Here is a 14,982-nt window from a genome sequence, read left to right as displayed (position 1 = left end):
ATGGAAATAACAACGATGAACGCATACGTGGTGGCTCAACATAAAAAACGTGGCGTGCCGCTAATCAAACCTGTTGCCGGTTTGATTGCGGTGCTGATTCTGGCGGGCTGCGGCACCATAAAGCCAGAGCCGCTCAGTCAGGACGAGATAACCGCGCGAGTCAATCGCGATCGCGCTGAAATGTACCGGGGTCAGGAAGCACTGCAAGGCCCCCTGACGTTATCCGATGCGATGGCGCGAGCGTTAAAATATAACCTCGACTATCGTCTGAAAATGATGGAAACCGCGCTGTCACGCAGCCTGCTGGATGTCTCACAACAAGACATGCTGCCAAAATTGATGACGGATGCGGGTTATCGCTGGCGTGATAATGATTCGGGCGGCACCAGCGTCGGTATCGACGACGGCGTCATAAGCCTGCGTCCATCGACCTCCGAAGAGCGTTCACATTATCTGGCTAACGCGACGTTTTCCTGGGACGTGCTCGACTTCGGCATGAGCTATTTCCGCGCGAAGCAACAGGCCGATGAAGTGAATATCGCCGAAGAGCGCCGTCGCAAAGTGCTGCAAAACATCGTCCAGGAAGTGCGTGATGCCTACTGGCGTGCGCTGGGCGCGCAGCGTCTGCTCGATGAAACCCAACCGCTGGCGGAGCAAATCGCCCAGGCGCTGGATAAAACCCGCGAAGCGGAACAGGCGGGGATCTTGCCTCCGGTTGAAGGGCTTGAGTACCAACGCGCCCTGCTCGACGGCATGACGCTGCTCAACCAGAAACGGCAGCAAATGGAGCTGGCGAAAAGCGAGCTGACGGCGCTGATCAACCTGCCGCCAGGCACGCCGCTGGTGTTGAAAGACACGCCAACGCCGCTGGCACCGTCACCGACCAACATTGATAAGCTTGAGCAGATGGCGCTGGAACGTCGCCCTGAATTGCGCGAAGAAGATTACAAAACGCGAATCGACAGCTACGAAACCAAGCGTCAAATCGCCTCGCTGTTCCCGAATCTGAATCTGTTCGCCGGAATCAACTACGACTCCAACGACTATCTCTACAACAGCAACTGGATTGAAAGCGGCGTGGGTGTCTCGATGAACCTGTTCAAACTGCTGAGCATTCCGGCGATAAGCACGGCTAACGACGCGCGTGCTCAAACCGATGATGCACGTCGTATGGCGTTGAGCATGGCGGTTCTGACTCAGGTACGCGTGGCGACGGAACGCTACAAACTGGCCTCTTACGACTTCCAGATTGCGGAGCAATCGGCGCAAGTTGACCAGCGCCTGGCGAGTATTTCCCGCGCCGGTTCCGACAACTCCCTGACCAGCGACCTGGAAACATTAAGAACCCAGGCGCGTTCGATTGTATCTCGCTTTGAAGAAGCCTCGTCGTATGCAGAAGCTCAGGCCGCTTATGGCCGCGTGCTGAACTCCGTCGGGATTGATTTACTGCCAGATCAGGTAACGAAAACCGACGTTGCCAGCTTATCGCGACAAATACAGACCAGTTTGCGCCAGCAAGAGAGCGCGGTATTTGCCCATGCGGCAGGTGTGGCGGCGGAAAAACACCCGGTTTCGGTGCAAATCACCCGTCTGCCAGCGGGCATTTCACGCGCCAGCATCCAGCAGTCTGTGGGCCGGGTTATCGAAGCGAACCATCTGTCCCTTGAGCCAGCGCCGAACAGCATCAATCTGCAAATGAGCTTTAGCCTGGGCACCAGCAACGGCACGCGCAAAGGCGTGTGGACGATGCGCGTCAGAGATGCCAACGATGCCGAAGTGCTGACACGCCAGTACGTGAGTTATTTGCCTAACGACACCAGCACGCGTTCTATCAGCGCCCTGGCCGAAGCGGCAACGTTATCGATTACCAGTGATTTACAACGCATTGCAGGGGCGACACCTGTTTTGACCGCGACGCCATGAGGCTGCATATGAATATAAAAACAACGGTGGATGACGCTGCGCTTATCCACCCTACAAAACTGATTATGAACACAAAAAAAATGGTGGAGGGTTTACGTAGGTCGGATAAGCGCAGCGTCATCCGACAAAAAATTATCGCTGGCGCTCTATGCGCGCTGGCCTGCTTATCGACACCCGCGTTGGCGGCGGATGGCCCGACGAAGGTGCGCTTCCTGGTGCTCGCCAACCGCGAAAGCCCGCTTTCCAGCGTGGTACCGGGGCGCATGGCGAAAATCAATGTCGAACTGGGCGATACTGTCACCCAGGGCAAAGTGCTGGCCAACATGGACTGTAGCGACCTGGTGGCGCGCAAAAACGCCGCCGAAGCGGAGTTCCACGCCGCCCAACTGCGCTATGAAGCCAAAGCAAAACTACAGGGATTACAATCTGCTGCCGCGCTGGAAGTGGGTTTAGCCGCCTCAGAAGTGAACCGCACCAAAGGGCAGATGGGAATTTTTGACGCCCAACTGGCGCAGTGCAAATTCATCGCGCCATTCAACGGGCGCGTGGCAAAAATCTACGTTAAAGAAGGCCAGGGCATTGGCGCAGGTGCGCCGGTGATTGATCTCGTAGGCAGCGGAACTTTGCGAGCACGCTTAAATGTGCCGTCAAGCTGGGTGTCGTGGCTGAAAATCGGCTCACAGTTGAATGCGTCAGTCGGTGAAACCGGGAAGCAATATCCGCTCACGGTGACGCACATCAGCGGCAAAGTGGACGCCGTCAGCCAGACCATCGAAATCGAAACCCGCTTCCCGGACAAAACCGATGACGTGCTGCCAGGCATGAGCGGGCAAGCGGTCGCCGTCTGCCCACCCGATGAAAACCGTTGCCTGAATAACGGAGCGGTAAATTCGTGACCGCAAGTGTCGTGTTCTACCAGCTAGCCGCTCGCGTAGAAACCATCAGCAACGTCGCCGAACTCGGTTTTGCGATTTGTAATGAAACGCGCCAACTGGTGGATTACCGCCAGGCGGCACTCTTGTCACTCGCCCCTTCAAACCGTGCAAAACTCGTCGCCCATTCGGGATTAAGCGATACCGACAACAACACGCCGTATGCCTTGTGGCTGGCGGATGTGGCAAAAGAAATCGCCCCGCATTGCCGGGCACTGCCTCCGGAAGCCCGCGTGCTGGCGCTGGCACCCGCCCAACTCAGTGAAACACTGGCAAGCCAGTGGAGCGAGTGGTTACCGCCGAACGTGTGGGTGCTGCCGTTAACCGGTGCCGACGGCGACATTCATGCGCTGTGGTTTCTTGGGCGCGACGAAGCATGGCCGACCTCCCTTGCCCCGACTTCACCTGAATTTATGCTGTTGCAGCTAAGCGGTTTGTACGGTTACGCCTGGTGGGCGTTAACGGCGCGCCCGTCGCGTTTCCGGCAATTCTGGCAGCGCAACACCGGACGCCGCCTCGGCTATATCCTGCTGGCTGTGCTGTTAGTGCTGTGTATTCCGGTGCGCGAATACACGCTGGTGCCTGCGGAAATTATCTCGCTCAAAAGTGAAGTGATTGCCGCCCCGGATTCCGGCGTGATTAAGCGCATGGTGGCGTTGCCAAACAGTGACGTGGTGAAAGGCCAGGTGCTGGCCACGCTCGACGACACCACGCTGCATAACCGTCTCGCGGTGGCGCAGGCGGAGCTAGAAACGGCGGAAACCACGCTGCACCAGGCCTCTCAGCAAGCGATTGAAGATCAGCAAGCCAAGTCAGAACTGGCGATGGCGGAAGGTAAATGGCGTGAGAAAAAGGTCGAAACCGAGTCGATAAAACGCGACCTCGATAAACTGACCATTCGCGCCCCGGATAACGGTGTATTTGTCTATACCGACCCCGACGACTGGGCGGGGCGTCCGGTGCAAACGGGCGAACGCATCGGTTTACTGGCCGATCCGAACAATCTCGGCCTGCGTGCCTGGGCGCCGGTCAGTGAATCCACCAACCTCAATCACGGCGCCCCGATGAAAGTATTTTTGAAAGTCGCGCCGCTGGACTCTTTTAACGCGAAACTGGATTACGCAGGTTATCAAACCGTCGAAGCGCCAAATGGCGTCGCCAGTTATCTGCTGCGCGGCGAACTGGAGGGCAAACCAGAAGTGGCACGTATCGGCTTGCAGGGAACGGCGCGCGTGACGGGCGACTGGGCGCTGCTCGGTTATTTGTTGCTGCGTCGTCCAATCGCCACACTACGTGCCGGGAGCGGCTGGTGATAACCGCTGCCGCAACCGCCCCGCCGTGGCCTGCACTACGTGATGAATTGCGCCTCAATAGCGCGGGCAGCAACCGCGACGGCTCTCCGGCGTGGCATCTGGCTGACCCGGTACGTAATCTGTTTTTTCGTCTTGGCTGGCTGGAAATTGAGATCCTCAAACGCTGGCAACTGGCCGATGCCGCAAAGATAGCGCAGGCGATTAATCAGCAAACTACGCTTGTGGTCGAAGAAGAAGATATCAAAGCGTTTGTGCTGTTTTTACAGCAACAACAGTTGCTGCGCAGCGCCCGTTATCGTCCGGCGTCATCGGTGTGGAAATGGCTGCTGCACAGTTATTTATTTATCCGCATTCCGCTGGTACATCCGGAAAAAGCGCTACGTAAAGCGCTGCCGTGGCTACAGCCGCTGTTTAGCAAAACCTTCCTCTGGTTGACGCTGTTTGTGGCGATTAGCGGCATTGTGCTGGCGGCGCGGCAGTGGGATACCGTGGTCGCCACGCTGCACAATTCAGTCAGCTGGCAAGGTGCGGCGGCCTTTGCAATAGCCCTGGTGTTTTCCAAATGCTGGCACGAAATGGGACATGCGCTGACCGCCACACGCCATGGTGTGCGGGTCGGGCATATGGGCGTCGCCCTGCTGGTGATGCTGCCGATGGCCTACACCGACACCGGCGAAAGCTGGAAGCTGATTCGCTCCCGTGACCGGTTAAAAATCGCCGCAGCGGGGATTGTTTCAGAGCTGGTGCTGGCGGCATGGGCGACATTGCTGTGGTCATTCGCCCCGGAAGGCAGTGTCAAAAACGCGTTGTTTTTCCTCGCCACGACGGCGTGGGTGATGACGGTGGTGGTCAACGCCAGCCCGTTTATGCGCTTCGACGGTTACTACATTCTGAGCGATATTCTGGATTTCCCGGGTCTGCATGAACGTGCCGGAAACTGGGCGAAACGTGCGATGCGCTGGCATCTGTTTGGCATCAACGATCCCGCGCCCGATAACGTCACTCCCGCGTTTGCCCGCTTTTTGACGGTGTTTGCTTTTGCCACCTGGATTTACCGCCTGCTGCTGTTTATCGGCATCGCGGTAGTGGTCTATCACGCCTTCTTTAAGGCGCTGGGTGTGATCCTGTTTTTGGTAGAGATTGTGACTTTTGTGGTGCAACCGATGATCAGAGAAATCAAAACCTGTTGGGCTCGTCGGCAGGAAAGCCAGCCGTTCTATCGTCGTCGATTGCTGCTGATGGTTATCGCCGCGCTGTTGGTCATTTTTGTGCCGTGGTCGAATAAAGTGAATCTGCCAGGCGTTATCGAGGCCGGTTTTGTGCAACCGATTTACACCCCCTACAGCGCACGCCTGGAGAAAGTTTTCGTCACCGATGGCCAGCAAGTTAAGGCCGGACAGCCCCTTTTCGAGCTGATTGCCCCGCTGCCTGAAACTTCGCAACGCAAAGCCGAAGAGATGCGTCGGGCATGGGAATTTAGTGCGCGTGGCGCGTTAGGGCTGGATAAAGATGGCCCGGCGAAACAGGTTCTGGCGGAGCAAATGGCACGCCAGTACTCGCTCCAGCAAAGTGCCGGCAGCAATGAATTGTTGCGCCTGCGGTTAGTGGCAGCCTCTGCGGGGCGTATCGAAGATAGCGATGTTTCGTTGCAGCCGGGGAGCTGGATTTCGACCTCGACGCACATTGCCACGCTTGTGAACGACGGGCGCTGGCGAGTGAAAGCGCTGGTGGGTGAAGAAGATCTCGCGCGGCTGCAAATCGGTGCAAAAGCAAAGATTTATCAAGGTGGGGAGTGGCAACCGTTGATGGGCCGCGTGGTTTCCATCGACCATAACGTGGTGACGCGCCTGCCTTCTTTGTTGCTGGCCAAGGAGCATGGTGGGCCGGTGCAATTAAACCCGACGGCTCCGGCAAAAGATCTGCGGCCGCAAGGGGTCTGGTATCGCGTGTCGATTGAAGGTGATGGAAAATCGGCACTGCTTAAGCGGGAAAATCTCGCCGATATTTCGGTAGAAAGCCAGCGTCAGAGTCTGGCGCATCGCTGGTTTAATAGCGTGTCATTGATGTTGATTCAACAGACCGGAATGGGGAAAGAGGGGTAGTTTTTGTCGGATGACGCTGCGCTTATCCGACCTACGTTTAACGGTTTTGTAGTTTTGTAGTTTTGTAGTTTTGTAGGGTGGATAAGCCAAAGGCGTCATCCACCAGAATTTTGCCAAAGTCAGTTGTAGGGGGGATAAGCCGCAGGCGTCATCCACCATCATGCGACAGACAGACCAAAGTCAGCCCCTCTTTACAGAGGGGCTAAGTCCTTGCTACAGGATGATCAATGAGGTGCATAACAATCTGTGAGGCGGCTAAGTTGAGTTCCTGAACCCACCCACTTCCTCCTGGGATACTGGAAGGGGTCTTTCTATTAATGTCCGTTTCCGGACTTTTAGTCAATTGTTTGACGATGACCTTTTCATTGATTTGCAAACCTGACACAAATTTTTATGGATGCCGCGCAAGGCGTAAAGCCTGCGCCAGTTTTTGCTGGTTGAAAGGCTTACGCAGCAGTTCTACTTGCGGAAATTGCTGGCTGCTGCGGCGTAAATCCTGCCCGCTGATAAGCAGGCAAGTGAGGTGTGGATAGTTATCGAGGGCATGCTGGATAACATCGGCGCCGCTCATCGGGCCGGGTAACATCAGGTCGCTAATCAGGATCTGAATATCCGGCACATCTTTGAGAAATTGCAGCGCCTGCTGGCTGTCGCTGGTTTCGAGCGTCAAATAGCCCAACTGATGCAACTGCTCACACAGCGTCTGGCGCACGTCGAGTTCATCTTCCAGCACCAGCACCAATTGATCCTCTTCGGTACTCGCCGCCAGCGGCTCCGGCAAGATTTCATTGAGCGCCTGCGCGGGTGCGCGCGGCAGTTGCAAACGCACCAGCGTGCCTTGCCCTGGCGCACTTTCGATTTGTACGCGCCCACCCGACTGGCGCACAAACCCATACACCATCGACAACCCCAGGCCGCTGCCACTGCCCGTCTGTTTGGTGGTGAAGAACGGTTCAAACACCTGGGCTTTAACCTCCCCGGACATCCCATGACCACTGTCGATCACTTCCACGGCCACCATGTCCTGTTTGCCGCCACCGGAGCGCACCACCCGCTGGTTCCAGGTGCGGATTTTTATCGTGCCGCTTTGCCCTTCCATCGCGTCCCGCGCATTCATCACCAGATTGATAATCGCATTCTCAAGCTGATTCACATCGATCCACGCCGGCCACGCCGGATGCTGCGCTTCAATTTCCAGCGCCAGCGTGGCGGGCAGCGCATGGCGAATCAGCGGGTCGAGGTTTTCCAGCAAACTTTTCATCGCTACAGCGTGGGGATGGAGTGACTGTTTGCGGGAAAAAGCCAGTAAACGTTGGGTGAGTTGCGCACCGCGTTCCGCCGCTTTCAGCGCACGCTGAATGCGCGCGGCATCGGGCGAATCCACTGATGTCAGCTCAAGGCTGCCGATGATCACCGCCAGCAAGTTATTAAAATCGTGGGCCAGACCGCCGGTCAACTGCCCCACCGCTTTCATTTTTTGACCGTGCACCAGCGCCTCTTCCAGCGCTTTACGTTCGGAACGCTCCAGCACCACGTTCACCATCCCGCGCCCCGGCACCGGGCTAAAACGCAGTTCAATAGTGCGATTATCAGCCAGCCGCAGCTCTTGTGGCTTGGGTAGCGGGCGTGAAAGGTTTTCGAGAATATGCTCCTGCAATGGCGTCACTTGTTTTAGCAGACTCAAATAGTGTTGCCCGCGTTGCAGCCGCTCCGGTGCCAGCCCCAGCAATAGCGGATATTGCGGATTCCACACCACCAGAATCCCGTCATTATCGAACAGCGCAAAGCCATCGCGCATCGCGTGAAAGGTCGTTTCCAACTGGGTGCTTTTTTCTTTCAGTAACTTCGAGGTGTGTTCAAGAGATGCGGTATTGCGCGCAAAAACGTTAAACGCGCGCGCCAGTTCGCCCAGCTCATCGCGGCGCTGTAATGCCGGTACGCTGACATCCCGTTCGCCACGAGCCAGCCGCGTCATCGCGTGAGAAATCGCCGTGAGATTCGAGCCAAGATTGCGGTAAATATACCAGCCGGCAAAACCGGTTATCACCAGCGCCAGCAAGGCAAACAGACCGATAAACGCAATCATCGATTGCAGCTCTTTATGGCTTTGATCGGTGCGGTTAAGCGACTCCCGGGCAACTTTTTGCACGTACTGATTAATGTCCTGATTCAAAAACGCCACCAGCGCTTTGATGTGATACATAAACCACGAGATGCCTAAATCGCTTTTATCCAGTGCCTGCGAAAGCGGGAGTAATTGCTGCAAATGTGCGGTGAACTCCTGCAATATCTCATCGACTAACGGTGAATCTGCATGTGCCGGAAGCTGCGCCATGACTTCCGTAAGTTGCACCACGGTCGCATTGGGGGAAGGCGTTTGAATGGCTATCAGGATCAGCCTGTCCATCTCCGTTAACAGCCGCGCTGAAGGCGTCGTCAAACCGTCGCGGGCATTTATATCCTGAATATGATGCAGATAACTTTGGTTTTGATAGAGCGCACTGAGCAACGCGTTACGTTCCAGATGGCGACGATGGCCAAGTTCCAGCATCCGCGTGACGCTGCTTTCCAGTTCGTTGCTGCGATCGGTAATACGCTTAACCAGTTGCGGCTCATGGCTGGCGAGCGGAGCATTCGCCAGATGATTAAGTGAATTCTGCAGCGCCTGCTGCGTTTGCTGCAAACGCTGGGCTTCACTTTGATATTCCAGCGCACCGACGACTTGCGTCAGGCGCACCGCCGCCGTCGCCACATTTGCGGTATCACGCGCAAGCTCCATACTGCCGGACATATCGCTCAGCGTTTGCCCCTGAACCTGCTCCTGCAAACGGCTGGCATGGTTAAAACCGAGAATCGCCACGCCGCACACCATCAACGTCACCGCGACAACCAGCAGGTTAAAGGACAGCAGGCGTCCGCGAGCGCTGGTCAAAAATGGCGTGCGGGGTGGTGGCATGTTTTGGCTCCGGTGGATGGTTTGGTCCCTCGCTTTGGCCCTCTGCCCAGAAGGGAGAAAAATGTCTTTTTCTGGCTGGGCAATAATATGAAAGCAGAATTGCCTTATTCTTTAATCTATGTCTAGTATTCCCTGTTACATATGTAAAGCCCCTGCCGAATAAATAAACACTGTAAATGAACGATTTCTTATTATTGATGTTTTATATAAAACTAAGGAATGATTATGGCAAACTCAATCTATTTGACACTTAGCGGTAAAAATCAAGGTCAAATATCCGCTGGATGCATGTCACTTGATTCAATTGGCAATAAAGCGCAGATTGCGCATCTTAATCAAATTATGGTGTATGAATTAAACCATCGTTTAACACTCAGGGGCAATTGAAGTCATAAAGGACTATGTATATGAACCACTCTGGTTATTTACGCATACATATGGAAGCCGACAGAAAAATTGCATTATCCTTAGAGAAAGGAATAAAGAGTTTTCAGGAGAATGGCAATGAAGTCATGAGTAGTAGAACGGGGTTTGCAACAAAATCGGCTATGTCCTATGTAATATCTAAGTCTATTTCTGAATCGATGGGCTTTACAGCTAAAATCCGTGCAGCAATAGGAAAATTTAGCAATGTTACTCTAACACTGCTTAGTTTTTATAGTTATGTCCAAAAAGCAGCCCTTTCTGCAAGAAGATTGAAAACACTCAACCCTTATTTTTATCAAATATTACATCATGAAAATATTGAAATGCTTTATTTCATCATTGAACCAGTTCTGCAAAAAAACATTGGCCACCTGAATAATACTCTTAGTGAAAGAGATGCAATAACAATATTAAGGGATATAATAAAATGAAAAGATTTCTCAAAAACTTTATTTTCGACTGGATTAAAACAGAAACAATTTATTCATATCTTCCTGTCGCATTAATTGTTCTTTTATCTTGCTTGTCTTACAGTTTTTTTCCTGAGCACTGGGGGAAACTTACATTACTATCAATTTTCGTGGTTCTCGTGGGGGTGTGGAAACTAGCAAAGCATCTTGAGAAGTAGCGCACCTGCAACTTAAAGAATGCTGTGTATATGACAAATATGAACGACTTCTGACATTTTGCATTTACCTGCGTGTGATTGACTGGCAGCAATCGAAACCTTCACCCGCAGGAGCCGCGCTATGAGTAGCGTTCCCATTCTGGAAATGCGCAATATTGCCAAATCATTCGGCAAATTTTATGCGTTGAAAGGTGTCGACTTAACGGTATTCCCCGGTGAAATTCACGCATTAATGGGGGAAAACGGTGCCGGAAAAAGCACGCTGATGAAGATCCTCGCCGGCGCGTATACCGCCACCAGCGGCGAGATTTTAATTAACGGCCAGCCCTACAGTATTAAAGGGCCGAAAGATGCGTTAAACGCAGGCATCACACTGATTTATCAGGAGATGCAGCTCGCGCCCAATCTGACGGTTGCTGAGAATATTTTCCTCGGCAGCGAGCTGTCGCGTGGCGGCCTGGTCAAACGCAAAGAGATGGTTTTGCAGGCGCAAAGCGTTATCAACCGCCTCGGCGCACAGTTTAAAGCCAGCGATTTAGTTTCCCGGCTGACCATTGCTGAACAACAGCAGGTGGAAATTGCCCGCGCATTGCATCGCAACAGCCGCATCCTGGTGATGGATGAACCCACCGCCGCCCTCTCTTCTCGTGAAACTCACCGCCTGTTCGAGTTGATTATGCGACTGCGTGATGAAGGTATGGCGATTATCTATATCAGCCACCGTATGGCGGAAGTCTACGAACTGTCTGACCGCGTGAGCGTGCTGCGCGACGGGCAATATGTCGGCAGCCTGACGCGTGAAAATCTGAACGCGAACGAACTGGTGCGCATGATGGTGGGCCGTCCGTTAAGCGATTTGTTCAATAAAGAACGTGACATTCCACTTGGCAGCGTGCGTCTGAATGTCCATCACCTGACTGACGGCGCAAAAGTGCAGCCGGTCAGCCTGCAGGTGAAATCGGGCGAAATCGTCGGACTCGCAGGACTGGTCGGGGCCGGGCGTTCCGAGCTGGCACAGCTGATCTTTGGGGTGCGCAAATCCACGGGTGGCAGCATTGAAATCGATGGTAAAGCCGTAAAGATTCATTCACCTCGTGAAGCTATTCAACACGGCATTGGCTTTCTCACGGAAAACCGCAAAGAGCAGGGTTTGTTCCTCGAACTGGCGGCGCAAGACAACATCACCATGGCGACACTCGAGCGTGATGCCCACTACGGCTGGCTCGATCGCAAAAAAGCCCAAACCATTTCTGACGATGCTATCAGCCTGCTGAATATCCGCGTGCCGCATGCGCAAGTTCGTGCGGGCGGTTTATCCGGCGGTAATCAGCAAAAGCTGCTGATCTCGCGCTGGGTGGCGATCGGCCCGCGAATTTTGATCCTCGATGAGCCAACTCGCGGCGTCGATGTCGGCGCAAAAAGTGAGATCTACCGGATCATGAGCCAGATGGCAAAACAGGGCGTGGCGATCCTGATGATCTCCAGTGAGTTGCCGGAAATCGTCGGGATGAGCGACCGGGTTTATGTGATGCGTGAAGGCAGTATTGCGGGCGAATTACACCCGGCCGACATCACGCAAGAGAACATTATGACGCTGGCAACCGGTGTCGAAGATGCCCACAAAAAGGTGGTTCACCATGGCAATTAATCAACGCAAAGAAACGCCGCTGGCGCACACCACACCGCAACAGGTCGCCAAATCCGCCTCGTTGAAAAAAGCCCTGTTCGGCGATTTGATGCAAACCGTCGGTATTTTGCCGATTTTGATATTGATCGTGGCGATATTCGGTTTTATCACGCCTAACTTTTTTACTGAATCTAACCTGCTGAATATCGCCCGCCAGTCGTCGATCAATATCGTTCTCGCCGCCGGGATGACATTCATTATTTTGACCGGCGGTATCGACCTGTCGGTCGGCTCGATTCTGGGTACCACGGCGGTGACCGCGATGGTGGTTTCGCTGATGCCTGGCTGGGAGTCGCTTTCGATTCCTGCGGCCTTAATGATGGGCACCGGGCTTGGGCTGTTCAACGGCATGCTGGTTGCCTGGGCCGGGCTACCGCCGTTTATCGTCACGCTCGGCACCTATACCGCGCTGCGCGGCGCGGCCTATTTGCTGGCTGACGGCACCACCGTGATTAACTCCAATATCAATTTTGAATGGATAGGCAACTCGTATCTCGGGCCGATTCCGTGGTTGGTGGTCATCGCACTGGCGGTGATTGTGGTGTGTTGGTTCATTCTGCGACGCACCACGCTTGGGGTTCATATCTATGCGGTTGGCGGCAACATGCAGGCCGCACGTCTGACGGGCATCAAAGTCTGGATGGTTTTGCTGTTCGTTTATGGCATGAGCGGGCTGCTTTCGGGACTTGGCGGTGTGATGAGTGCATCGCGGTTGTATAGCGCCAACGGCAACCTCGGTGCGGGGTATGAGCTGGACGCCATTGCGGCGGTGATCCTTGGGGGCACCAGTTTTGTCGGCGGTATTGGCACCATCACCGGCACGCTGGTTGGCGCATTGATTATCGCCACGCTCAACAATGGTATGACGCTGATGGGCGTCTCCTATTTCTGGCAACTGGTGATCAAGGGTGCGGTGATCATCATTGCGGTGCTGATCGACAAATACCGTACCCGTCACCATCAAAGTGCATAACAGGTGTAAACGGTGGATGACGCTATCGCTTATCCACCCTACAAAACCAATAACCATGCTTTTTCACAGGTCGGATAAGCGTGAGCATCATCCGACAAAACCGATAACCATATTCTTCGTAGGTCGGATAAGCGTGAGCGTCATCCGACAAAATCACACAGGAGATTCACCATGCGTTTAAAGCTACTCGCTGCTGCACTCATGATTGCCGCTGTGCCTTTTGTTCAGGCAAAAGAACTGAAATCCATCGGGGTGACGGTGGGCGACCTCGCCAACCCGTTCTTCGTGCAGATTACCAAAGGTGCCGAGCTTGAAGCCCGCAAACTGGCAGGCGATAACGTGAAAGTGACACTGGTTTCCAGCGGCTACGATCTCGGCCAGCAGGTTTCTCAAATCGATAACTTTATCGCCGCGAAAGTGGACATGATCATTTTGAACGCCGCGGATTCTAAAGGGATCGGCCCGGCGGTGAAGCGCGCGAAAGAAGCGGGGATCGTGGTGGTGGCGGTTGACGTGGCAGCGGAAGGTGCGGATGCGACCATCACCTCAAACAATACTCAGGCGGGTGAAATGGCCTGTAAGTACATTTCGGATCGTCTGAAAAACAAAGGCAACGTGGTGATCATCAACGGGCCACCAGTCTCTGCGGTACAAAACCGTGTTGAAGGCTGCGAAACCGAGTTTAAAAAGCACCCGGAAATCAAAGTCCTTTCCTCTAACCAGAACGCCAAAGGCAGCCGTGAAGGAGGGCTTGAAGTGATGACCTCATTGCTGGCGGCGAATCCGAAGATCGACGGCGTGTTTGCGATCAACGATCCGACGGCGATCGGTGCCGATCTGGCGGCGAAACAGGCACAACGTAACGAGTTCTTTATCGTCGGCGTGGATGGAAGCCCGGATGCGGAAGAAGCCCTGAAGCGTGGCGGAAATACGCTGTTTGTGGCAACGCCTGCCCAGGATCCGCAAGTGATGGCGGCGAAAGCGGTGGAGATTGGTTACGACATTCTGCAAGGGAAGCCTGCGCCGAAAGAGCCGGTGCTGATCCCGGTGACCATGATCGATAAGAATAATATCGGCACGTATAAGGGCTGGACGGTGAAATAACGTTTTTCCTTTGGTATGGGTCGCCCTCACCCCGACCCTCTCCCCCAGGAGAGGGAGAAAACTGCAGATCCCCTCTCCCAAAGGATAGGGAGAAACCGACCAGTTCCCTCTCCCAAAGGATAGGGAGAAACCGACCAGTCCCCTCTCCCAAAGGATAGGGGGAAACCGACCAGTCCCCTCTCCCTCAGGGAGAGGGTTAGGGTGAGGGTTGTTCTAAGGAGACAAAATGAAACGCTCTGAAGTGAACCAGATCCTCTCTCAAACGCGCCATTTCTTTATGCAGCACGACGTCCATCTGCCGCCATTCGCCTCTTACAACCTGGCGAAATGGCAGCAGGTAGATAAACACATCTGGCAGGAAGTCTTTGATCTGAAACTCGGCTGGGACGTGACCGCGTTTGGCGGGAGCGATTTTTTGACTCAGGGGCTGACGCTTTTCACGCTGCGTAACGGCTCGCCCGATGGCACGCCCTATGCCAAATGCTATGCCGAAAAAATCATGCATGTGCGCGAAGGGCAACTCACGCCGATGCATTTTCACTGGCGCAAACGCGAGGACATTATCAATCGCGGCGGCGGTAATTTGATTGTTGAACTGTGGAATGCCGATCAGTTCGAGCAAACCGAAGAGAGCGATGTGACGGTCGTTATCGATGGCTGCCGCCAGACCCACGCCGCGGGCAGTCAGTTGCGGCTATCGCCCGGTGAAAGCATTTGCCTGGTGCCGGGTATTTACCACAGTTTCTGGGGCGAACCGGGTTACGGCGATGTGCTGGTTGGGGAAGTGTCGATGGTCAACGATGACGATCGCGACAACCGTTTCCTCAGGCCGCTCGAGCGTTTTAATTCCATTATCGAAGATGCACCCGTGCAGCAGCTGCTGTGCAACGAATATCGCCACCATCTTTAATTCATTTCCAACCATTCATTTCCAACAC

General features: G+C 54.2%; 11 protein-coding genes. 10 read left to right on the top strand and 1 reads right to left on the bottom strand.

Going from position 1 to position 14,982, the window contains the following annotated elements:
- Nucleotides 1–15: 15 nt before the first annotated feature.
- Genes WBL83_RS22315 through WBL83_RS22300 form a run of 4 tightly spaced genes read left to right on the top strand, consistent with a single transcriptional unit; the run spans nt 16 to nt 6,270 of the window.
- Entirely contained in the window at nt 16–1,923 is a 1,908-nt protein-coding gene (locus WBL83_RS22315; protein WP_424591165.1) for a TolC family protein, read from the top strand.
- An 8-nt stretch (nt 1,924–1,931) separates the two neighbouring features.
- Nucleotides 1,932–2,819: an efflux RND transporter periplasmic adaptor subunit gene (locus WBL83_RS22310; RefSeq protein ID WP_424591164.1), complete on the top strand. Its 888-nt coding sequence runs from the start codon at nt 1,932–1,934 to the stop codon at nt 2,817–2,819.
- Entirely contained in the window at nt 2,816–4,168 is a 1,353-nt protein-coding gene (locus WBL83_RS22305) for an efflux RND transporter periplasmic adaptor subunit (protein WP_424591163.1), read from the top strand. The genes WBL83_RS22310 and WBL83_RS22305 overlap by 4 nt, the downstream gene beginning before the upstream one ends.
- Nucleotides 4,165–6,270, top strand: coding sequence for an HlyD family efflux transporter periplasmic adaptor subunit (locus WBL83_RS22300; protein WP_424591162.1), 2,106 nt, complete (start codon nt 4,165–4,167; stop codon nt 6,268–6,270). Before WBL83_RS22305 ends, WBL83_RS22300 begins: the two co-directional genes overlap by 4 nt.
- Before the next feature lie 391 nt (nt 6,271–6,661).
- On the opposite strand, the gene WBL83_RS22295 is transcribed toward WBL83_RS22300, so the two are convergent.
- Nucleotides 6,662–9,226, bottom strand: coding sequence for an ATP-binding protein (locus WBL83_RS22295; protein ID WP_424591161.1), 2,565 nt, complete (start codon nt 9,224–9,226; stop codon nt 6,662–6,664).
- Nucleotides 9,227–9,451: 225 nt separating this feature from the next.
- Here WBL83_RS22295 and tssD point away from each other — a divergent pair, with 225 nt between their 5' ends.
- The 6 genes from tssD to WBL83_RS22265 all read left to right on the top strand — a co-directional run bounded on the left by tssD (nt 9,452) and on the right by WBL83_RS22265 (nt 14,954).
- Complete coding sequence (gene tssD / locus WBL83_RS22290; RefSeq protein WP_424591160.1) at nt 9,452–9,613, top strand: type VI secretion system tube protein TssD; 162 nt, start codon at nt 9,452–9,454, stop codon at nt 9,611–9,613.
- Nucleotides 9,614–9,633: 20 nt separating this feature from the next.
- The gene (locus WBL83_RS22285; protein WP_424591159.1) at nt 9,634–10,083 is read left to right on the top strand and encodes a hypothetical protein; all 450 of its coding nucleotides are present in this window, start codon (nt 9,634–9,636) and stop codon (nt 10,081–10,083) included.
- Between the two features lie 318 nt (nt 10,084–10,401).
- The gene (locus WBL83_RS22280; RefSeq protein WP_424591158.1) at nt 10,402–11,928 is read left to right on the top strand and encodes a sugar ABC transporter ATP-binding protein; all 1,527 of its coding nucleotides are present in this window, start codon (nt 10,402–10,404) and stop codon (nt 11,926–11,928) included.
- Nucleotides 11,918–12,940 carry an ABC transporter permease subunit gene (locus WBL83_RS22275; RefSeq protein WP_424591157.1) on the top strand — a complete coding sequence of 341 codons (1,023 nt, stop codon included), beginning with the start codon at nt 11,918–11,920 and terminating at the stop codon, nt 12,938–12,940. Before WBL83_RS22280 ends, WBL83_RS22275 begins: the two co-directional genes overlap by 11 nt.
- Nucleotides 12,941–13,111: 171 nt before the next feature.
- Nucleotides 13,112–14,044 carry an ABC transporter substrate-binding protein gene (locus tag WBL83_RS22270; RefSeq protein ID WP_424591156.1) on the top strand — a complete coding sequence of 311 codons (933 nt, stop codon included), beginning with the start codon at nt 13,112–13,114 and terminating at the stop codon, nt 14,042–14,044.
- A gap of 226 nt (nt 14,045–14,270) precedes the next feature.
- Entirely contained in the window at nt 14,271–14,954 is a 684-nt protein-coding gene (locus tag WBL83_RS22265) for a D-lyxose/D-mannose family sugar isomerase (protein ID WP_424591155.1), read from the top strand.
- The last annotated feature ends 28 nt before the right edge of the window (nt 14,955–14,982 follow it).

Source organism: Buttiauxella sp. (assembly GCF_049686335.1).
Taxonomy (GTDB): Bacteria; Pseudomonadota; Gammaproteobacteria; order Enterobacterales; family Enterobacteriaceae; genus Buttiauxella.
This window is presented reverse-complemented; position numbering and strand designations above follow the sequence as displayed.